Raw genomic sequence first — 19,822 nt, 5'->3', positions numbered from 1 at the left:
TTTACCAATATTTTCACCGTAAAAAATGTCAAATTGATTACAAATTGCTAACGGTTTCTTCTCTAACTTCAACCCTCAAACTATTTTGGTAGTTGGTAAACCTTCTGTCTAACACTCATCCTCCAAAACCTGACGAATCAGAGCCATAACCTGGTTTCGATCCAGCTTCCACTGAGCCCGCTCATCCTTTTCAAAGGTACGATTGGAGAGGAAAATAGCCGCCTGTTGCAAGGGACGATTGTACATGATAAAGGTCCCTGTATAGCCCGTATGGGACAACCAGTCCCCCTTTTTATCCCAGGCCAACGACCGCTTGCGCTTGTCGTCAAAGCCATAATCCTGGGTCAATCCTGCCGCAAAATCCTCGGTCAAATAGCGCTCCAAAAAGATTTCCAAATCTCTGACCGTCGAAAAGAGACCCGCACTACCCGCATGGACACCCAAGACACGCGCCTTGGGATCGTGCACCACACCTGCTTTTACCTCACGCACCGTCGGCACCGCCTGACTGACTGGTCCAAAGGAGGTTTGGGACATGCCAAAGGGCTCTAGAACGCCTTGACTGATTAGCTGGTCCAGACAAGCTCCACCTAGTTCCTCCAACAAAAAGCCAAACAGGAGAAAATTGATATCAGTATAGAAAAAGTCCTTGTTCTCCGTCACCCTTATCTTCAATATCGCTTCTTTTAATTGGTCTGCATCCAGACTATCCCGATTGGGAATAAAAGGATCAATGCCACTAGTATGGGTCAATAATTGCCGAATGGTCACCTGACTATTCTGAAAAGCAGGATAGTAAGACTGCAAGGTCCTATCTAGCTCCAAAGCTCCGCTATTGACCAAAAAAGTCGCAAGAGTGCCTACACCAACCACCTTGGATACGGAGGCCAAATCATAGGTCAAACCCGCCTCTACTGGCGTCTGACCATCTTGAGTCCCCAGATAATACTCCTGCCACTGTCCCCTAGAAAAAAGAGCCAGACTGGCACCAGGATAAACTCCTGCTACAATCTGCTCTGAAATCTTGTCTAAAATCGCTTGTCTCATTTTTCAAACCACAATTCAATACCACTTGGGTCAACCGTTTGGATAAAGGTTTCTTTTTTGTCTTTAAAGAAGGGACCTTCCAACTGACTTTCCAAGTTTGCCCAGTCAAAATCCTGCTCGACAGGAAAACGCAAACTGTCCAAGTCCCAAACCTGATCCGCAGGGGTTACTAGATCTTCACCTTCCGCCCCAACAAAATGCAAAAAGTCTTGATCAGGTAAGATTGTTTCATAGAAATCTTGACTAACGCTGGCTTGTGGACTATTGATCCAGACAGCTTCCACCGCAAAAGCAGTCAGACCTGAAAAATCAGCTTGAGCAGGAAAGTGTACTGGCGGAAGAATAGCCGTCAAATCCTCGATAGACTGTTCTGCATGGAGCAGGAAGCTATCTCCCTCTGGAGAAAGAGCTTCAAAGCCAAAACCAGCTTTTCCTTTATAGAGCTTGGCAAACACTGTGCCTCGAGCTAGCAAGGCTTCAATGTCACTAGCCTGCTCTACCTTAACCACGATTTTATTTAATTTTTTTAGTCCCTTGACAGCCCGAGTGCGATTACCTGGCGACTCCATCAAAACCAATTTTGTTGCAGAACTGGTTCTATCGCCAAAATCAGCAAAAGGACCGTCTTCTAATTTCACTTTCATTCCTAGTTGATCTTCTAGGAAGGCTTGATTGATACCACGATTATTGACACGCAATACAGGCACAATCACATCATTTTTTCTCAACACGATAGCTATTCTCTCCTCAATAAATACTAGAATATTGTATAAAAAAAATCACTATTTTACAACTAATTATACTGTCATTTTCTACATAGATATACTGATGCTTCAACAAATCTTAGACAAAGCACCCCTTATCAGCTATAATAAGTACAGACTACTAAGTAAAAAAGAGGAAAAGCTATGCGTTTTAATCAGTTTTCTTTTATAAAAAATGATGTAACAGGATCTCTAGAAGAGCTAAACAAACTTGGTTTTGCATTGCAGAGCGACCACAGTCCGAAAAAAAATCTGGAAATCTTTGTCAGAAAGTGCCATTTTTTAACAGCCAATACTGACTTTGCCCTGTCCAACATGATTGCAGACTGGAATACAGACTTGCTGACCTTCTTCCAGTCTGACCGTGAGCTGACTGACCAGATTTTCTATCAAGTCGCCTTTCAGTTGCTGGGCTTTGTGCCTGGTGTGGATTATACAGATGTGGAGGAATTTCGCAAGACCAGCCAGTTTCCCATTGTCTATGGGGACATCATCGACAACCTCTATCAACTGCTCGCTACCCGCACCAAGTCTGGAAACACCTTGATTGACCAGCTGGTCAGTGACGACCTGATTCCAGAAGATAACCACTACCGCTTCTTCAACGGTAAGTCACTGGCAACTTTTTCAACCAAAAACCTCATTCGCGAGGTGGTTTATGTCGAAACACCTGTCGATACGGCTGGGACTGGCCAGACTGATATTGTCAAAGTTTCCATTCTCCGTCCGCAGTTTGACGGGAAAATCCCTGCGGTGATTACCAACAGTCCCTATCATCAAGGGGTTAACGATGTAGCTAGCGACAAGGCCCTGCACAAGATGGAAGGGGAGTTGGCGGAAAAACCAGCTGGCACCATTGAGGTCAAGCAGACCAGCATCACAAAACTAGACTTGGACTTGCGAGAGCTACCCGTCAGCCTTGCCACCGAAAAACTGGGCCACATCACTTCTTACTCTCTCAATGACTACTTCCTCGCTCGCGGCTTTGCCAGCCTCCATGTTTCTGGAGTTGGAACTCTAGGTTCGACGGGCTACATGACATCTGGCGACTACCAGCAGGTAGAAGGCTATAAAGCGGTGATTGACTGGCTGAACGGTCGCACCAAGGCCTACACAGACCACACTCGCTCGTTAGAGGTCAAGGCTGATTGGGCCAATGGTAAGGTGGCGACGACAGGACTGTCTTACCTCGGTACCATGTCCAATGCCTTGGCAACAACTGGCGTGGACGGATTGGAGGTCATCATCGCAGAAGCAGGGATTTCCTCTTGGTATGACTACTACCGTGAAAACGGTCTGGTAACCAGCCCAGGCGGCTATCCAGGAGAGGACTTGGATAGCTTGACCGCCCTGACCTACTCGAAAAGTCTGCAAGCAGGGGACTTCCTCCGTAGCAAAGAAGCCTACGAAAAAGGACTGGCGGCAGAACGTGCTTCCCTGGACCGCACCAGCGGTGACTACAACCAATACTGGCAGGACCGCAATTATCTGCTCCAGGCTGATAAGATCAAGTGCGAGGTGATCTTTACCCACGGCTCACAGGACTGGAATGTCAAGCCAATCCACGTCTGGAATATGTTCCATGCCCTGCCAAGCCAGATTAAGAAGCACCTCTTCTTCCACAACGGTGCCCACGTGTATATGAACAACTGGCAATCCATCGACTTCCGCGAGTCCATGAACGCCCTGCTCAGTCAGAAACTGCTGGGCTACGAGAATAACTACCAACTGCCAACGGTTATCTGGCAGGACAATAGCGGTGAGCAAACTTGGACGACCTTGGACACCTTTGGCGGTGAAAACGAAGCTGTCTTGCCACTGGGAACGGGAAGCCAGACCATTTCCAATCTCTATGCCCAAGAAGATTTTGACCGCTACGGCAAATCCTACCCTGCCTTCCACCAAGACCTCTATTCAGGTAAGGCCAACCAAGTCAGCATGGAGCTGCCTGTGACGGAGGACCTCCTGCTCAACGGACAGGTCACGCTGAAACTCCGTGTCGCTTCTAGTGTGGCAAAAGGCCTCTTATCTGCTCAGCTATTGGACAAGGGAAATAAAAAACGCCTAGCCCCAATCCCAACGCCGAAAACACGATTAAGTCTGGACAACGGCCGCTACCATGCCCAAGAAAATCTGGTGGAGTTGCCTTATGTGGAGATGCCGCAACGCTTGGTGACCAAGGGCTTTATGAACCTGCAGAACCGCACCGACCTAATGACTGTTGAGGAAGTGGTGCCAGACCAGTGGATGGATCTGACCTGGAAGCTGCAACCAACCATTTATCAGCTGAAAAAAGGTGATGTCTTGGAGCTCATTCTCTACACGACAGACTTTGAATGCACTATTCGGGACAATAGTAACTGGACTATTTCGATTGATTTGGACCATTCGGCTATCCACATCCCAAGCCTATAACACGCGAAAACGAGCTGCACCTGCAACTCGTTTTTAACTGCCTATTTTTCCAAAGGATGAATAATTACACCCTGCACCACACGGTTTACGGTGCCTGTTGGGGATGGTGTATCTGGTAAGTTCTTACACTTGATAGCTGCCATAATTGATACTGTTTGGGCAAAGATGATGTAAGGGAAGGTCAGGAAGACATCTGGCAGGTCTGCTCCGCCTTCTGCCAAGACAAAGTTAGCTGCCTCTGTACCTGCTAGTTTATCAGCCGACAAGGCAACAATCCGCTCTGCTATGCCATCACCATGGACTTCATTGAGCAAGTCCACATCGTACTGGCGTGTGTAAGCATCATTTGATGCAAGAAGGAAAATCAAAGTCTTGTCGTTGATGAAGGATTTTGGTCCATGACGGAAACCGAGTGGTGACTCATACATGGTCGCAATCTTACCTGCTGTCAGCTCCAAAATCTTGAGCTGTGCTTCGTGGGCTACCCCATAGAAGCCACCCGAACCAAGGTAAATCACTCGTTCAAAGTCTAAATCAACAAGCTCTTGTACATAATCCTCACGGTCCAAGACATCTTGACCCAGACGGGCAATAGTATCGACCCACGCGGCTTTTTCTTCTTGGCTAGCTGGTGAGAAGACAAGCAGAGCAGTCAAGGACATACAGCTGTATGAGCCTGTCATGGCAAAGCCCTTATCGTTTGAACCCGCAGGCTGTAAGAGCAAGAGATTGTCCGCATCCCCTTCGGCTGCCAGAGCCAATTTGCCCTCTGGTGCACAGGTAATAGTCACTTGGTAAAGCTGATCAACCAATTGCTTGGCAACTTCTACTGCTGCCACACTTTCTGGTGAATTACCTGAACGGGCAAAGGATACCAAAATAGTTGGCACATCTGCCTGTAAATAGTCATGTGGACGACCAACCAATTCAACCGTACCAATGGCAGAAAAACGGATGTGCTTCAAATCATTGACTTGATTGAGATAATTGGCAATGCTTTGACCAACAAAGTCTGAAGTTCCAGCACCCGTAAAAATAACATGAACAAAATCATGCTTGTCCTGGATGGCTTTCAGAAATACTTCAATCTTCTCAAGCTGGTCAAGATAGAGTTGATGAGCCTCTTTCCACAAGCCAGGCTGTTGGTAAATCTCAGTAGCTGTGATATGGGCCCCCAATTTTTCTAATTCTTCTTTTGCTAAACGGAACATAGCTCCTCCTTGTTTTTCTGGTTATAACCAGTTTTTCTTTTATTATACAAGAAAGTGCTTACAAAGTCAAATTAAAATAGATTGATATATGTAATTAAAAACTAGCCTTACAACCCACTCACTATCAATCTCTTAAATGTATCCCATTTTCCGCCAATATTCTTTTTAGTTCCTCATCACCTTCCGGAGCTAGGTCGGCAATCTTTTGAAAACGTTCCTTCGGGGCATGTATCAACAATAATCGATGCACTCCTCCCTCTGGCCTGCGTGCGTATTCTGCAATCTTACTATAAATTTTATCTACTGTATCATAAATCATACTTTTCTCCTTTTTTGACAAATATATACTCACAACACTAACTTTCAATAAAGTATATGCCTCTAGAAAAACTACGTCATCAGAACAATCTACCATGGGATCATAAAAGTCATAGGATCATTCAGCAACTTCTTCATCATCAGAACAATATTCTATTGTGTCTTCCAAGTCAAGAGACCACTCAACAACTTCTTCGTCATCAGAACAATATTCTATTGGAACGTCAAAGCCATGGAACCATTCACCATCTTCTTCGTGATATATTTCTTTTATGGAATTATGTGTTACCTCACCTGACTGAACACTGTAGCTCATTTCGATAGTAGCTTCTAAATAACCTTCAAAGTATGGCCACTCATCTTCGAAATAATCAAATGACAAACTAAAGGAATATTCTTTTAAAGCTGGATTGATCTTCTGAAGCCTGTAAATCAACGTTTTAATCATTTCCTTAAAGTCTCTGCGACCAGTTCGGTTAAAATCACATGTTACCGAAACGGAATCAGCACGTTCACAGATCTGTTCCGGATTCTTCGATTCATCAAAGATATATAGATAATTTTGAGAAATACTGTCACTCTTCGTTTCAATCTCTCGAAATCTATCTACAGTAGTTAGAATCTCTGTAAATACATCAATAGAAGGACTTGTAATTGTGACACTTCCGTGACTACGTGGATACGTTCCCATTTCTTTACCTCTCTTTATAAACTTAAACCATTTTTACCGATACATCAATTTTCAAATGTGAGAGTTAGATAGAAATATCGCTATTCCTTTCTAACCCTTATTGATACAATCATAATAACAAAAGAGATGAACACCAGAAGTACAAATAGAAAGAAAAAACATTTTTTCTTTCTACATGGAGAGAAGCCCAAGTCTAAGCGTGTCGGAGTGAGGGGAACAGAACAATAAAACAAACTCACCTTCCCAAATTTCCTTTTTTAGTGTTATAATAAATCCGTAAGATTTTTTAAGGAGAATATCTATTATGATGAACATGCAACAAATGATGAAACAGGCTCAGAAGCTTCAAAAGCAAATGGAGCAGAGCCAGGCTGAATTGGCAGCTACTCAATTTACTGGTAACTCTGTGCAGGACTTGGTCACTGCTACTTTTACTGGCGATAAAAAGTTGGTTTCTATCGACTTCAAGCCTGAGGTGGTGGATGCTGACGACCTTGAAACCTTGCAGGACATGACTGTCCAAGCAGTCAATGATGCTCTTTCAAAAATTGACGATGCCACTAAGAAAAAATTGGGTGCCTTTGCTGGTAAATTACCATTTTAAGACAGAAAAAGACGCGATTGGGCTAGGCCCTCGCGTTTTTTGCTTATTCAAAATGATAGAGTAAGGATTGAAATTGTAGGAAAAAGAGGTCAGCATATCTGCGGTGAACCTTAACATCTTCCAGCAAGGCTTTCAATTCCGTCATATTGTCCGTTATGATACCATCCACCTGCAACATGACCATCTTTGTCATAGTTTCCTCATCATTGGCTGTCCAAGCATAAACAGATTTTCCCTTAATCCATGACTTTAAGATAAAGTTTTGATCCAAGGATGTATATTCCATGGTGTAGCCATCTGCTACTGTCGTGGGATAAATGGAGTTGAAAGGGAGGATGAAGAATGATACCAGCTTTTTACTGTACTCTTTGACTTCTATAATCGTTTTGTAATCCAGAGATTGAATTTGATGCCCCTTGGCTAACAAACGTTGTCCGTATTTTTTCAGAAAATTCTTGGTCAATTCTGGTGAATCCTGCTTGGTCACTTTGATTTCCACCAATAATTTTTGCCCTAAGGCATCCGCCCTATCAAGATAAGTATCAAAAGAAGGGACTGGAGCTGTCATGCCATTTTCGGATGCAGTCATGGTAGTCATCTCTGCTAGGCTATAATCATGTGTACCTCCGGGATTTCCCGTCAAAGCCATCAAGTCTGTATCATGCATGACCACAAACTGACCGTCCTTGGTTTCCTGAATGTCCATCTCAATGTAGTCTGGCTGGAGCTGAGAGGTTTCTTCCAGAGCCTCAATTGAGTTCTGCACAGCATTTCCAGCGTCCACCCCGCGATGGGAAATGGTCAGCGGTAGGCTATCAAAGGGATAGTGGAGGGCCAGACTGCCCTGCATACCAAAAACCAGACTAGACACTGCCAAGATGGTCAGTCGGAGGCGGTGACAGAGCCGTTTCCGTCGGTAAGAAGGTAGCTTCTTTCCCGTCACATAGCTGATAAAACCAATCATGAAGAGGGAAACAACACCGTAGTAGAGCAATTTGAGGAGAATATAGCAAAAGACGGCTAGGAGAAATGACAGCTGAGGAGCTATTTTTTCGACTACTAATTGCAGTTCGTAAAGTAAGGTGCCGCCGATTGAGAACAGAAAGACTGGAAGGGTCACCAGCCAGAATAATTTACCCATGGAACGGACCTGTTGCCAACCCCTTGTCCTCTCCCATGAATAAGCGATGGATTCTTTGACGCTCCTGTGTTCAAAATAAATCTTTGGCAGGGCGTACATGAAGCGAGCTGCCAACCAAAAGAAGAGTATAAAAGAGAGGAAAATCAAGACTGCCAGCCACAAAGTATTGGAAAAATGGTCAATCAAGAACTGGGGAACCACAATCTTATTGAAATAGTAGATATTTAAAATCCGTCGAAGAAAGGGCAGAAGAATAACCGAATAAAAGAGGAGAAACAGCACCTTGGGCACACTGCTATGTCTGATAATATCCAGCATACTGTCCCTCATATCCCTCACATAATCCGGGAAATGCTTAACCCTCTGGTCTAGGAGCTGGCCTACTCCGGAAAATAGCAGAGCAAGTTCCAAGTAGGCAATAGCTAGATTGACGAGGAATAAAAGAATAAAGAGGCCTGTCACCAAGATATTTTCAGAGAGAACGGAGAAAAAATTTGTCGGAGAAAGATAAGCATGACCTGTCATGGCCAACAATCCTTCGGAAACCCAGGAATTTAGCGGTATCCAAATAAACTCCATCACGGAAAAGAGGGTAAAAAAGAGCAGTAAAATCTTATCTAAATTGTAATACACTTTCTGGAATGTTCGTCGTATCTTTTTCATATACCTAGTTTCCCATATTCTACAAGGAATTGCAAGGGTGTCGTAAATATGCTAGACTAGAAAAATAAAGGAGGTTCTCATGATTAGGATTTCACCAATGACTGAAGAATATTTGCATACACTTTGGAAAGTTGGCCACCGTCAAGCCGCACCTCGCTGGAAGGAGTTTGCGGCCCCCTATTTTGATGACTACCAAGCCTGCGCCACTTTTGAAGAGTTTCAAGCATTGGAACTTTACCAGTGGCTACAAAAAGATTGTGTCAGAGCAATCCTGGTGGACCAGCAGCCTATCGGCTTTGTGAGCTATTACTGGGAGTGCCAGCCAACACGCTGGCTCGAAATCGGGATTGAAATCTATGACGACAAGGTCTGGGGCAAAGGATATGGCACAGCTGCTCTCCAACTCTGGATTGATACCATTTTCCAGCAATTTGCAGAGTTAGAACACATCGGGCTCACTACCTGGTCTGGCAACAAGGGTATGATGAGAACCGCAGAAAAATTAGGCATGACCAAAGAAGCCCACATCCGCAAGGTTCGGTACTGGCAAGGGCACTATCATGATTCTATCAAATATGGGATGTTAAGAGACGAATGGCTAGAGCATAAGAAAAAATCAAGTTCCTAAGAGCTTGATTTTTTACTTATCTATCTTCCAAATAAACGAGCAAAGAAGCCTTTGGTTTGTACTCCTTCTGCTTGTGCCTTAACCTCTTCCAATTCTAGCTTGAGGACATCCTTGTCTGCCATGGCTTTGAGAGTTAGTTGCTGCTGCTGGTCAAGTTGCTTGTCCTTCTCAGCAATCTGGATATCCTTGACCCGCAACTGTTCATCCTTTTCAGCCAGTTGCTTGTCCTTGGCCTTTAGTTGACTGTATAGACGGATAATCTCAGAGTTTTTCTCATCCACCAAGATTTCCATCATTTCACGGTGCTTCACCTCATCGCTAATCGGCTCATCTTCAAAAATAGTTGTCTTATAGATTTTTTCTAGCTCAATCAAACCTGCACGATTGACTACCGTTACACCCTTGTCATTTTTATCTACAAATTCTTCTGGAAGCGACTTGACGCGATTATTCATGGCCTGACGGCTCACTCCCAAAATCTCAGCTAATTCGCTGACTGTTTTTTCGATTCCCATAATATCCTCGGTACTTAGATTTCTCATAGTTTGTATCATTAAAATATTATCACAAAGCCTATGTTCTGTCAAATTATGGGGAATTTTCACCTAAAAATTCATGGTTTATCTTTTGAGAAATTACTCACAGCCACCTCTGCTATTTTGTGGTACAATAAGGACATGAACACAGTAGATACCATTATTATCGGAGCGGGGCCTGCTGGCATGATGGCCGCTATTTCTTCCAGTTTTTACGGCAAGAAGACCCTGCTCCTCGAAAAAAACAAGCGTTTGGGCAAGAAACTGTCTGGCACAGGTGGCGGACGTTGCAATGTGACCAACAACGGCACCTTGGAAGACCTACTGGCTGGCATTCCTGGAAATGGCCGCTTTCTTTACAGCGTCTTCTCCCAGTTTGACAACCACGACATCATGAATTTCTTTCAGGAAAATGGGGTCAAGCTCAAGGTCGAGGACCACGGCCGTGTCTTTCCGACCACCGACCGTTCCCAGACCATTATCAAGTGCCTGGAGATGAAGATGCTGGAAAATGGCGTGGACATCCGTACAGGGACTGAAGTGGTTTCCGTCCGCAAGATTGATGACCTCTTCCATGTCAAGACCAGCGAGGAGACCTTTACAGCTCCCCAGCTGATTGTCACCACTGGCGGCAAGACCTATCCTTCCACTGGCTCGACTGGCTTTGGTCACGACATTGCCCGCCACTTCAAGCTAGAAGTCACGGAGATTGAGGCCGCTGAAAGCCCCGTTCTGACCGACTTCCCCCACAAGAAGCTCCAAGGCATTTCCCTGGACGACGTCACTCTGACCTACGGCAAGCACGTCATCACCCACGACCTGCTCTTCACCCACTTTGGCCTGTCGGGACCCGCTGCCCTTCGCTTGTCCAGTTTTGTCAAAGGCGGCGAAATCGCATTTCTCGATGCTCTGCCGACCCATTCTGAACAAGATTTGTTTGAGCATTTAGAAGCCAACAGGGAAAAATCCGTCAAGAATGCCCTTGGCGAACTCATGCCAGACCGCCTAGCAGACTTTTTCGCTGAAAACTACGACTGCAAGGTCAAACAAGTTCCAAAAAAAGATCTGGCTGATCTGGTCACCCTCCTCAAAGCCCTACCTATCAAGATTACAGGCAAGATGTCCCTAGCCAAGTCCTTTGTGACCAAGGGTGGCGTTGACCTCAAGGAAATCAATCCCAAAACCTTGGAAAGTAAGAAAGTCCCTGGCCTCCACTTTGCAGGAGAGGTCTTGGATATCAACGCCCACACCGGTGGCTTTAACATTACCTACTGTTTAGCAACTGGCTGGGTGGCAGGGAGCTTGCATTACTAGTTTTTACATCACATTCAAGCAAAAATTTGCTTGAATTTTTTTATTTATTGTTGTATGATAAAGATATAACAATATAACAAAAAGAGATTGGCTATGCAACTGAAACTTTCTTCTATTTCTAAAAAATTTGACCACAAGATTATTCTGGAGGATACCAGCTTTCAATTTGAACAAGGCAAGATTTACGGCTTGCTAGGACGCAACGGGGCTGGTAAGACAACCTTGTTTAACTGCATTGCCCGAAATCTGACCTTAGACAGTGGCAGTATCCAGTTTGTAGAAGGGGAAGAAACTCTTGACTACGATAATACGGACATCGGTTTTACCCAGACCTACCCACAACTGCCTGCTTTTATGACCGCCTTTGAATTTGTCCGTTTCTATATGGACATTCACAAGGATAAACTCAAATCTCCTCGTAATCCAGAAGAATGGCTAAACTTGGTCGGTATCGGAGAAGAAGACCAGCATCGCCTGCTCAAGGATTTTTCCCACGGTATGCAGAACAAGGTCCAGTTGCTCCTTTCCTTGATTGTCCAGCCACCTGTCCTGCTATTAGATGAGCCCCTGACTTCCTTTGACCCTGTGGCTGCCCACGAGTTTAAGCAGTTAATTCGGGAAGCCAAAAAAGATTCCGTCATTATCTTTTCCACCCACATTCTCCAATTAGCACAAGACCTCTGTGATGAGATTGTTTTGCTTCATCACCAGGAATTGCAGGCTGTTTCAAGCGACAAACTCCATGATCCTGACTTTGAACAGGAGATTGTTCAGCTGCTGACAGCAGATTAGGAGGAGCTTATGAAAACCATTCTACGTTATTTTTGGTATCGGGAAAAGTATGCCCTCCATCGCTCCGTCAACGGATTCTTCTACTATCTACGGAAACTGCCACTTGTTGGAAAGAGCATTCCAGAGAGTATTTTCAAGTCTTACAGTTTTAAGTCTGGTCTCTTTTTGATCCTGCACATCCTCTCCATCCCCAGTCGCTTTCTGACCAAGTGCTTCTGGTTGGTTTTTCATTTCTATCATGCTTCTTTCTGGATGAATGTATTGGCCAGTGAGGAATTGACCTTTTGGAATATTCTTCCAGGGACTTGGTTTCTAGGCTTTGTGTTCTGGTTTTTGTTTGTCGGACTAAACTATCGTTTGGGGAAGGGCTTAGACCCAGTTATCTCGAAAGCAGATAGAGAATTTATGCAGAACTTCGGTCTATCACAATCTACCTTTTTGCAAAGTCAACTCTTTATCGAACCTATCCTGACTACCATTTACTATCTTCCAGCCCTAGTTATTTTTTGCCTAATGACAAATCAATGGCTGGTATTTCCTGTCGGTCTGATGACCGTACTAGCAGGTCACCTGACTGGTCATGCTCTCAATCGTTGGTTCTTTGAACATCGTATTTTAACCCGTCGCAATTCTTGGCATGCTTGGCTATGGGTCGCGTTTGTTCTTGTGTTATATGTTCTGGCGATTGTCTTCCGTCATCAGCTCTCCTTAGGCATGCTGGTCCCTATCCTGCTTGTCCAACCATTTCTGATTTGGTTTGGCTACCATTATTTGAAAAGACAAACCAACCACCTTGACTATCTTTCCTATTGCATGGACCAGTCCTTGCAGTTGGACAAGAAAATTGTTGAGATGACCAAGGGCAATGAATATACTCGTCAGGGTTTGCAGATGCAGGCAAAACTCAATATGGAAACTGGAAAAGACCTGTCCCACCTGTCTGGCATGACCTACTTAAACGCTCTGCTATTTGACCGCTACCGCTCCATCCTCACTAAAAAATTACTCTTCCGCTTGGGGTGTCTTTTGGCTATTGTCCTCTTTCTTGAAGGAATCCGTTGGTTTTCAAAAGAGGATATAGAGATAAGCAATGCCAACTACATCGAGGGACTTCCATTTGCTTTCATGGTCATGTATGTGGCCTCCATGGGCAAGGCTGTCGCACAGATGGTCTTTGTTAACTGCGACATTTCCATGCTCCACTATCCATTTTACCGCGAAGCAAAGACCATTATTACAGGCTTTCATTATCGTTTTCTGCAAACTGTAAAATTAAATGCTGCCTTCTCTGGGTCTCTACTATTGGCCCTCATCATCTTTACTAGAGTGCAGCTGCCTATTGAAACCTATCTCCTAACTGCTCTGCTTTTATTGAGCTTGACAGCTCTCTTCTCCTTCCACGACCTTTTTATCTACTACATCCTCCAGCCCTTTACAAAGGATATGGAGGTTGTCAACCCAGTCTATAAATTTCTCAGTGGAGCCCTCTATTGGGTGGCCTACATCAACACCCAGCTAGATCTAGGCAGTCACTTGTACATCCTACTCATTTCCCTGGCTATGATTGCCTATGTCAGCATCGGTTACTGGATTTTATTGAAAAAAGCTCCGCAGACTTTTAGATTGAAGGCATAAAAAAGCAGCCTCTCGCAAGAGAAGGCTGTTTTCTCGTCATTTAGTTTCTCTTTTATTACTTCGTTAACTCGCCTTGCCTAACCTTAGTTATGCCAGCGGCTCGTTGCCTAGTACTAAAAGTAAACTAAAAGACTATATTTACCAAATTCCCAAGATCGCCTGCCAAACCAGTGTTAACAGGGTCACTCCCATCCAACAAGCAAGTCCGACCAGAAGAGCAACTCTACCATTTTTTACCAGGGCCAACACATTAGTCCGCAAGCCAATGGCTGTCATGGCCATGCAAATGAGAAACTTGGACAGGGTTTTGAGTGGAGCAAATAGGTCCCTTCCCAGCCCAAAGTGACCTGCAAGACTTGTCACCAAACTGGCTAGGATAAAATAGAGGATAAAAGTCGGAAAACCTGTCAGGAGCGACTTCTTATCTGCCTGAACTCCCTTTCCTCGAGCTTGCCAAATCGCCAAAACCGTCGTAATGGGAATAATGGCCAGGGTACGCGTCAACTTAACCGTCACTGCCGTGTCCAAGGTCTGACTGCCCAGTCCGTAAAGGCTATCCCAGGTGGCTGCTGTCGCGGTGACCGACGAGGTGTCATTGACCGCCGTTCCGGCGAACATCCCAAAGGCCTGACCCGAATCTGTCGAAAACCCAAGCCAGGTTGCCAGGGTCGGAAAGACCAAAGCTGCCAAGACATTAAAGAGAAAGATGACCGAGATCGCTTGTGCCACATCCTCATCATCCGCCTGGATAATGGGAGCTGTCGCCGCAATGGCAGAGCCGCCACAGATAGAGGTCCCTACGCCAATCAATGTCGCCAGATGAGATGAAATAGGCAACCATTTCCACAGCAGAAATGCCAAAAACAAGGCAAAACTAATTGTTGACAGAATAATCGGAAGTGATTGGCGACCGACTGCCAGGACCGCAGATAAGTTTAATCCAAATCCCAAGCAAATCACCGCATACTGCAAAATCTTCTTAGAGGTAAAGGTCAAGCCTGGCTGAAAAGCATTTTTCCTTAAAATGTAGGAATGCAGGCTCATCCCAATCAGAAGGGCAAAAACAGGCCCACCCACCAATGGAAACAAGCCACCTAACCACTGTCCCACCAAAGCCAAGACAAGACAAAGTACCACACCTCTGGCATTTTCCTTAACCATAAGCCCCTCCTAGAAAATCAAGCGGAGAGCAGCTGTCGTCAAGACACCAACCACTACTGCGAGGAGGATATTTTTGGTCCTCAGGACCACCAAAAAGGTCGGAATAAGGGCCAGACTTTCGACAGGGAGAAGACTGGGGAGTGTGCCCACTTCTTCGTCCATGATGCTAGACAGGGTCAGGGCAAAGATAATGGTGATGGGGAGAAAACTGAGAAATTTCACCAACTTTGGAGGCAGGGATTTGTTCTGCGTCAGTACAAAAGGCAGGACGCGTGGCACCCAAGTCACTAGGGCCGCCGCCAGAATAATCAGTAGAATACTAGTTTTTATCATCAATCATCTCCCCCACAAAACAACCCAAAATCGTCGCCAGAAGCACCGCCACATAGGACGACACCAGCACAGACAGACCGACATAGGCCAGACCAACCGCTAGCAGAATCAGGCCGATTTTTTTCAAAGGAATGGTCCGAGCCATAGCCTCCAACTGACCTGAGAAAATGCCGACAAACATAGCCACCAAGGCAAAATCCAAGCCAAATTGCTCAGGATTTGGAATCAAACCGCCGATGAGATTGCCAAGAGTGGTAAAGATAACCCAAGAAGCATAACCAGCAAAGTTGTTGCCGTACATCCAGCTAGGGGCAATCTGCTTTTCCTCAATGTGTTTCCGCAAGAGAACCGCATAGGACTCGTCCGTCACAAAAGAGCCAATCAGGATATTGGAGCCCAAACTGTTGCCCTGGAAAATGGTCGTCGTGTGCAGGCACATGAGAAAATTTCGCAGATTGACAAAGAAAACCGTCACCGCAATCGACAACAAGGGTGCCCCAACCAAAATCATAGCACAGATAACAAACTGAGCACTTCCAGCATAAACCAAGAGGCTCATCAGCCCCATTTCCACCGCAGAAATGCCTGAATTGACCGAAACTACACCGCAGGCTAGGCCGATACTGGCATAGCCCAGAGCTGTGGGAATGGCATCCCGCAAGCCCTCACGAAAATCCTGTACTTTCATCTTCTCTCCTTTGATATCAATTTATATCATTCTAGTATAGGAGACAATCTCTCCCTCGTCAATAACAAATTGGTACATCATTAGAAAAAGCTGGGCATCAAAATCCAGCTGTTTCCTTCTTACAAATTCTCAAAAGCCAAACTTGGCTTGGCATTTAAATCCCAGCCAGCAAAGTTTTCCTTGTTGTATTCACTGACTGCTGCCAAGGCAATCATGCCTGCATTGTCACCGCAGAGGCGAAGCGGGGGAATGATAACCTCCACATCGGTGATTTCAGCAGCCAATCGCTCTCGTAAGCCCTGATTAGCTGCCACACCGCCCGCCACGACCAAGGTCTTGACAGGGTATTGCTCCAAGGCCTTCTTGGTCTTAGCCATAAGAATGTCCATGACACAGGCTTGGAAAGAGGCTGACAGGTCTGCATTGGACAAGGTTTCCCCTTTCTGCTGGGCATTGTGGTAGAGGTTGATAAAGGCAGATTTGAGTCCTGAGAAAGAAAACTCTAAGTTATCTTCCTTGATCATAGCCCGAGGGAAATCATAAATGTCCTGTCCCTCATGTGCCAACTCATCGATGACACGACCAGCTGGATAGGGCAGACCCATAACCCGTCCCACCTTGTCATAGGCCTCGCCGACCGCATCATCTCGCGTTTCACCGACAATCTTGTAGTCACCCGCCTCTGACACATAGACCAACTCCGTGTGCCCACCGCTGACCAAAAGGGCCAAGAGCGGAAACTCCAATTCCTTAACCGCACGCGCCGCCATCAAATGCCCTGCCATGTGATTGACAGGAATGAGCGGCAGACCGTTAGCCCAGGCAAAGGCCTTGGCAGCCGAAATCCCAACTAGCAAGGCACCGACCAAGCCAGGCCCATAGGTCACCGCCACAGCCGTCAAGTCCTCTGCCGTCACTTCCGCCTCCAACAAGGCCTCCTCGATACAGGCCGTAATCACTTCCACATGGTGACGGCTGGCCACCTCGGGCACCACCCCACCAAACCGCTGGTGGCTGGCAATCTGGCTGGCAATGACGTTGGATAAAAGCTCCGCCTCATTTCGCAAAACAGCCACCGAGGTCTCGTCACAGGAGGTCTCAATCGCCAAAATCAATCTATCTTTCATCACGTTCTCTCTTCATCATCACCGCGTCCTCGACAGGATAGCGGTAGTAGTCTTTTCGTTTTCCTATTTTGGTAAAATGCTGGCGTGTATAGAGGGCCTGAGCTGCACTGTTGGACTCCCTCACTTCGAGGAAGATGTCCCCATCCCAGTCCATCACAGCAGCCATCAGTTGACTGGCGATTCCCAACCTCTGAAAATCAGCCCTGACAGCAATCTGCAAGATTTCCATCTCATCCAGCACCGTCTGAACAGCCAAAAATCCAACTAATTCCTGACCCTCATAGGCCAGATAATAGTCTTCGTCCTGACCAGCCATACTGGAGGCAATCTGCTCCAGAGTCCATGGAGATTGCTCATAGACTGACTGCATAACTGCCAAAACAGCCTCTGCCAGATTTGCCTGACCATCGTAGTGTTTAATCTCTATCATACACGTTTGATATAACTTTCTGAGCCAGCTTTGTTATCCTTGAGCCAGTTCTCCTCTGCCTCGACTCGCTTGAGATAGTTGGGCTCAAAGCTGGTGACATCTACTGCTGGCAAGTCTTGACCAATTACCGCCAATTGATAGGCAGACGGCAGACTGGCTTGATACTGAGCAGTCGGCAGAGCTTGTTCGATTTGCTCCATAAAGTTTTCTACTTCTCCGACAAAGGTGATATTTTCCTTGCCAGCCAGGCTAGAAAGCAAGTCTTCAAAAGACCAGTAGCGGTCTGCCTCGACTGCTCTGCCATTTTCATAAACACCTGCATAGACGCAGTTACGGCGGGCATCGATGAGGGGCACCACCAGACCCGTCAGGCTTGGCGGAACCAGGGACTGAAGACTGGATAGCCCCACCAAGTCAATCTTGAGGGTGTAGGCCAGGGTCTTGGCAGTCGCCACCGCCACCCGCAGACCCGTGTAGGAGCCAGGCCCCTGAGCGACCACAATCCGATTCAGGTCTTTGGGCGTCCAGCCCACCTGTGCCACCAAAAAATCGACCACAGGCATGAGGCTGATGCTATGATTTTTCTTAACGGCCAGCAGGGTTTCCGCCTGCAAACGACCGTCCTCCACCAAGGCCACCGACAAGGCTTGGTTAGAGCTATCTAAAGCTAGGATTTTCATAATTTTCTCTTTCTGTACAATGCTACTCCCTATTGTAAGCTATATTGAAGTTTTTTTCAAATAATCAAAAACCTCCTACGATGAGGAGGTTTGTAAATAGGTTATTGGCGGTAAAAAGGATATTCATACATATCTATACTATGACCGATAGCAATACGGTCTACGTTCTCCACAGTTGCATAGTACGGATCTTCCTCTCCAGCTGGAATAATCTTCATAGCTGCGGAGTATGGACCAGTAGCAATGTCCGCATGGATAACTTGGTTTTTTATTGATTGAACACTGAGAATAGAATCTTCTGTGGATTCTGAAAAACGAGCCTTCCCATCATTTTCTATGATCAATACTTCTCCACGACTATTTATACGAAAACTCAAAAGAATGCAAAAACTCCCTCCCTATGATATAATCAAAGTGAAAAAATTTTTTATGTTAGGCTACTAGCTCGTCCCTAGTAGTCTTTTTCTGTGCTAAAAATTCAGGATACGTTATCTGCTCTTGTAAGAGGATATAAGCTATTTTTAATAATTGATGTGCGAGTGCAATTGTTGCTTTTTGTGAACCACGCCGACTTTGAATCTGATAAAATCGGTCTGCTAAAGGACTTCCTTTTTGTTTTTTGACAGCAAAAGCGGCTTGGCATAAACATTTCTTCAAATAAGAATTTCCGTGTCGAATCTTAGTACTTCGTTTTTTACCAGCACTCTCATTATTACCTGGACAAAGTCCAGCCCAAGAAGCTAAATGTCCAGCAGTGGGAAACTGACTCATGTCAACACCAACCTCAGAAATGATAACAGAAGCTGTAATGACATCAATGCCTGGGATGGAATCCAATATTTCTACATGGTTTTCATATTGTGATAGATAAACATTAATTCGCTCTTCCAACAACTCAATCTGCTTCTGATAAAAATCATAAATCTCTAAGGATTGCTTTAACATGAAGCGATGATGGTCAGAAAAATAGCCATCCAAGGCTTCCAGAAGCTGCGGCACTTTCTTCTTCAAGCTGGTGTAAACTGATTGATGGACAATGCGAGGTGTGATAGGCGTCCCATCAACCAGTAGCTGAAGGAGATTGCGACCAGATAGTCCCATTATATCTTCGATATAGGTTGTTAGCTTGATACCACCTGATTGAAGAATTTTATGGATACGGTTTGTTTCTCGATTGCGACTTTCCACATAATGTTTTCGTTGTCTGGTCAACTCCCTCAATTCTTGAATGGTTTCATCGGGAACGAAACTCCGAGGAAGCAGACCAATTCGTGTTAATTTGGCAATCCAGTGAGCATCCTTCTTGTCGGTTTTCTGACCTGGAATAACCTTCATGTGGGCTGGTTGAGCGAGTATCAACTTGAAGTCATCACATAGAGCATGCCAGACAGGTCGCCAATAAACACCTGTACTTTCCATACCAACAGCTTCCACATGAAATTGACTGAGAAAATCGTGGCAAGCACGTAGGCCTTTAGTCGTTGTATCAAACGTAGCCATCTCACGCTTTGGACGAGTTGAGGTGAGTGGTCCGTGTAGGATACAGACAACGATATTGGCTTGATGGACATCAATACCTGCACAAGATTGATAGAGAACATCCATGATAATTCCCTCCTTCTAAAAATTAGAGAGCTTATCTAC

Annotated in this window: 21 protein-coding genes; 6 read left to right on the top strand and 15 right to left on the bottom strand. The window is 45.4% G+C overall.

The window, feature by feature from the left end; all coding sequences use genetic code 11:
• Positions 1-108 precede the first annotated feature (108 nt).
• Together PW220_RS01055 and PW220_RS01050 are read right to left on the bottom strand one after the other, a co-directional pair.
• On the bottom strand, positions 109-1,047 hold the full coding sequence (locus tag PW220_RS01055) for a serine hydrolase domain-containing protein (protein ID WP_248055262.1): 939 nt from the start codon (positions 1,045-1,047) through the stop codon (positions 109-111).
• Complete coding sequence (locus PW220_RS01050; RefSeq protein ID WP_248055260.1) at positions 1,044-1,778, bottom strand: CppA family protein; 735 nt, start codon at positions 1,776-1,778, stop codon at positions 1,044-1,046. Before PW220_RS01050 ends, PW220_RS01055 begins: the two co-directional genes overlap by 4 nt.
• A gap of 177 nt (positions 1,779-1,955) precedes the next feature.
• Between PW220_RS01050 and PW220_RS01045 the strand changes: the two genes are divergently transcribed.
• Positions 1,956-4,226: a Xaa-Pro dipeptidyl-peptidase gene (locus PW220_RS01045; RefSeq protein WP_248055258.1), complete on the top strand. Its 2,271-nt coding sequence runs from the start codon at positions 1,956-1,958 to the stop codon at positions 4,224-4,226.
• 41 nt (positions 4,227-4,267) lie between these two features.
• Here PW220_RS01045 and PW220_RS01040 read toward each other — a convergent pair whose 3' ends face one another.
• The 3 genes from PW220_RS01040 to PW220_RS01030 form a co-directional block, all read right to left on the bottom strand.
• Positions 4,268-5,437 carry an SIS domain-containing protein gene (locus PW220_RS01040; protein ID WP_105117622.1) on the bottom strand — a complete coding sequence of 390 codons (1,170 nt, stop codon included), beginning with the start codon at positions 5,435-5,437 and terminating at the stop codon, positions 4,268-4,270.
• Positions 5,438-5,561: 124 nt separating this feature from the next.
• Complete coding sequence (locus tag PW220_RS01035) at positions 5,562-5,756, bottom strand: hypothetical protein (RefSeq protein ID WP_172050506.1); 195 nt, start codon at positions 5,754-5,756, stop codon at positions 5,562-5,564.
• Between the two features lie 117 nt (positions 5,757-5,873).
• Positions 5,874-6,446: a hypothetical protein gene (locus PW220_RS01030; RefSeq protein WP_248055257.1), complete on the bottom strand. Its 573-nt coding sequence runs from the start codon at positions 6,444-6,446 to the stop codon at positions 5,874-5,876.
• A 304-nt stretch (positions 6,447-6,750) separates the two neighbouring features.
• Between PW220_RS01030 and PW220_RS01025 the strand changes: the two genes are divergently transcribed.
• Complete coding sequence (locus tag PW220_RS01025) at positions 6,751-7,050, top strand: YbaB/EbfC family nucleoid-associated protein (protein ID WP_248055256.1); 300 nt, start codon at positions 6,751-6,753, stop codon at positions 7,048-7,050.
• 43 nt (positions 7,051-7,093) lie between these two features.
• Here PW220_RS01025 and PW220_RS01020 read toward each other — a convergent pair whose 3' ends face one another.
• Positions 7,094-8,854 carry a glycerophosphoryl diester phosphodiesterase membrane domain-containing protein gene (locus PW220_RS01020; RefSeq protein ID WP_248055254.1) on the bottom strand — a complete coding sequence of 587 codons (1,761 nt, stop codon included), beginning with the start codon at positions 8,852-8,854 and terminating at the stop codon, positions 7,094-7,096.
• Positions 8,855-8,933: 79 nt separating this feature from the next.
• Here PW220_RS01020 and PW220_RS01015 point away from each other — a divergent pair, with 79 nt between their 5' ends.
• On the top strand, positions 8,934-9,482 hold the full coding sequence (locus tag PW220_RS01015; protein WP_105117611.1) for a GNAT family N-acetyltransferase: 549 nt from the start codon (positions 8,934-8,936) through the stop codon (positions 9,480-9,482).
• Positions 9,483-9,502: 20 nt separating this feature from the next.
• Here PW220_RS01015 and PW220_RS01010 read toward each other — a convergent pair whose 3' ends face one another.
• Entirely contained in the window at positions 9,503-9,997 is a 495-nt protein-coding gene (locus PW220_RS01010; protein ID WP_105117610.1) for a DUF536 domain-containing protein, read from the bottom strand.
• Between the two features lie 162 nt (positions 9,998-10,159).
• On the opposite strand from PW220_RS01010, the gene PW220_RS01005 reads away from it, so the two are divergent.
• From PW220_RS01005 to PW220_RS00995, 3 genes are all read left to right on the top strand, one after another.
• Positions 10,160-11,332 (top strand): aminoacetone oxidase, encoded by a 1,173-nt coding sequence (locus PW220_RS01005; protein ID WP_105117609.1) that lies wholly within the window; start codon positions 10,160-10,162, stop codon positions 11,330-11,332.
• Between the two features lie 93 nt (positions 11,333-11,425).
• Positions 11,426-12,124 (top strand): ABC transporter ATP-binding protein, encoded by a 699-nt coding sequence (locus PW220_RS01000; protein ID WP_105117608.1) that lies wholly within the window; start codon positions 11,426-11,428, stop codon positions 12,122-12,124.
• Positions 12,125-12,133: 9 nt separating this feature from the next.
• A complete protein-coding gene (locus tag PW220_RS00995; RefSeq protein WP_105117607.1) occupies positions 12,134-13,759 on the top strand; it encodes a hypothetical protein in 1,626 nt (541 codons plus the stop codon).
• A 138-nt stretch (positions 13,760-13,897) separates the two neighbouring features.
• Here the strand turns inward: PW220_RS00995 and PW220_RS00990 are convergent, their stop codons facing one another.
• From PW220_RS00990 to PW220_RS00955, 8 genes are all read right to left on the bottom strand, one after another.
• Entirely contained in the window at positions 13,898-14,920 is a 1,023-nt protein-coding gene (locus PW220_RS00990) for a YeiH family protein (RefSeq protein ID WP_248055252.1), read from the bottom strand.
• 9 nt (positions 14,921-14,929) lie between these two features.
• Positions 14,930-15,253, bottom strand: a complete 324-nt coding sequence (locus PW220_RS00985; RefSeq protein ID WP_248055250.1) for an AzlD domain-containing protein — start codon at positions 15,251-15,253, stop codon at positions 14,930-14,932.
• A complete protein-coding gene (locus tag PW220_RS00980) occupies positions 15,240-15,941 on the bottom strand; it encodes an AzlC family ABC transporter permease (RefSeq protein ID WP_248055248.1) in 702 nt (233 codons plus the stop codon). Before PW220_RS00980 ends, PW220_RS00985 begins: the two co-directional genes overlap by 14 nt.
• Positions 15,942-16,060: 119 nt before the next feature.
• The gene (gene tsaD / locus PW220_RS00975; protein WP_105116804.1) at positions 16,061-17,068 is read right to left on the bottom strand and encodes a tRNA (adenosine(37)-N6)-threonylcarbamoyltransferase complex transferase subunit TsaD; all 1,008 of its coding nucleotides are present in this window, start codon (positions 17,066-17,068) and stop codon (positions 16,061-16,063) included.
• Positions 17,058-17,498 carry a ribosomal protein S18-alanine N-acetyltransferase gene (gene rimI / locus PW220_RS00970; protein WP_248055246.1) on the bottom strand — a complete coding sequence of 147 codons (441 nt, stop codon included), beginning with the start codon at positions 17,496-17,498 and terminating at the stop codon, positions 17,058-17,060. Before rimI ends, tsaD begins: the two co-directional genes overlap by 11 nt.
• Positions 17,495-18,178 carry a tRNA (adenosine(37)-N6)-threonylcarbamoyltransferase complex dimerization subunit type 1 TsaB gene (tsaB, locus tag PW220_RS00965; RefSeq protein WP_105117601.1) on the bottom strand — a complete coding sequence of 228 codons (684 nt, stop codon included), beginning with the start codon at positions 18,176-18,178 and terminating at the stop codon, positions 17,495-17,497. Before tsaB ends, rimI begins: the two co-directional genes overlap by 4 nt.
• Positions 18,179-18,279: 101 nt before the next feature.
• Positions 18,280-18,522 (bottom strand): DUF6287 domain-containing protein, encoded by a 243-nt coding sequence (locus PW220_RS00960; RefSeq protein ID WP_248055244.1) that lies wholly within the window; start codon positions 18,520-18,522, stop codon positions 18,280-18,282.
• A gap of 88 nt (positions 18,523-18,610) precedes the next feature.
• Positions 18,611-19,783, bottom strand: a complete 1,173-nt coding sequence (locus tag PW220_RS00955) for an IS110 family RNA-guided transposase (RefSeq protein ID WP_398582923.1) — start codon at positions 19,781-19,783, stop codon at positions 18,611-18,613.
• Positions 19,784-19,822: the final 39 nt, after the last annotated feature.

The sequence above is a fragment of the Streptococcus sp. 29892 genome (genome assembly GCF_032594935.1).
Classification (GTDB): domain Bacteria; phylum Bacillota; class Bacilli; order Lactobacillales; family Streptococcaceae; genus Streptococcus; species Streptococcus hyiners.
The sequence above is the reverse complement of the archived record's forward strand: the minus strand, read 5'-3'. Positions and strand labels throughout refer to the sequence as shown.

Coding starts and splice junctions, on each gene's coding strand:
- PW220_RS01025 (WP_248055256.1), top strand. CDS start 6,751: ATGATGAACATGCAACAAATGATGAAACAGGCTCAGAAGCTTCAAAAG.
- PW220_RS01030 (WP_248055257.1), bottom strand. CDS start 6,446: ATGGGAACGTATCCACGTAGTCACGGAAGTGTCACAATTACAAGTCCT.
- PW220_RS01045 (WP_248055258.1), top strand. CDS start 1,956: ATGCGTTTTAATCAGTTTTCTTTTATAAAAAATGATGTAACAGGATCT.
- PW220_RS01005 (WP_105117609.1), top strand. CDS start 10,160: ATGAACACAGTAGATACCATTATTATCGGAGCGGGGCCTGCTGGCATG.
- PW220_RS00990 (WP_248055252.1), bottom strand. CDS start 14,920: ATGGTTAAGGAAAATGCCAGAGGTGTGGTACTTTGTCTTGTCTTGGCT.
- PW220_RS01040 (WP_105117622.1), bottom strand. CDS start 5,437: ATGTTCCGTTTAGCAAAAGAAGAATTAGAAAAATTGGGGGCCCATATC.
- tsaD (WP_105116804.1), bottom strand. CDS start 17,068: ATGAAAGATAGATTGATTTTGGCGATTGAGACCTCCTGTGACGAGACC.
- PW220_RS00955 (WP_398582923.1), bottom strand. CDS start 19,783: ATGGATGTTCTCTATCAATCTTGTGCAGGTATTGATGTCCATCAAGCC.
- PW220_RS00980 (WP_248055248.1), bottom strand. CDS start 15,941: ATGAAAGTACAGGATTTTCGTGAGGGCTTGCGGGATGCCATTCCCACA.
- PW220_RS01020 (WP_248055254.1), bottom strand. CDS start 8,854: ATGAAAAAGATACGACGAACATTCCAGAAAGTGTATTACAATTTAGAT.
- PW220_RS01015 (WP_105117611.1), top strand. CDS start 8,934: ATGATTAGGATTTCACCAATGACTGAAGAATATTTGCATACACTTTGG.
- PW220_RS01035 (WP_172050506.1), bottom strand. CDS start 5,756: ATGATTTATGATACAGTAGATAAAATTTATAGTAAGATTGCAGAATAC.
- rimI (WP_248055246.1), bottom strand. CDS start 17,498: ATGATAGAGATTAAACACTACGATGGTCAGGCAAATCTGGCAGAGGCT.
- PW220_RS01010 (WP_105117610.1), bottom strand. CDS start 9,997: ATGGGAATCGAAAAAACAGTCAGCGAATTAGCTGAGATTTTGGGAGTG.
- PW220_RS01055 (WP_248055262.1), bottom strand. CDS start 1,047: ATGAGACAAGCGATTTTAGACAAGATTTCAGAGCAGATTGTAGCAGGA.
- PW220_RS01000 (WP_105117608.1), top strand. CDS start 11,426: ATGCAACTGAAACTTTCTTCTATTTCTAAAAAATTTGACCACAAGATT.
- tsaB (WP_105117601.1), bottom strand. CDS start 18,178: ATGAAAATCCTAGCTTTAGATAGCTCTAACCAAGCCTTGTCGGTGGCC.
- PW220_RS00995 (WP_105117607.1), top strand. CDS start 12,134: ATGAAAACCATTCTACGTTATTTTTGGTATCGGGAAAAGTATGCCCTC.
- PW220_RS00985 (WP_248055250.1), bottom strand. CDS start 15,253: ATGATAAAAACTAGTATTCTACTGATTATTCTGGCGGCGGCCCTAGTG.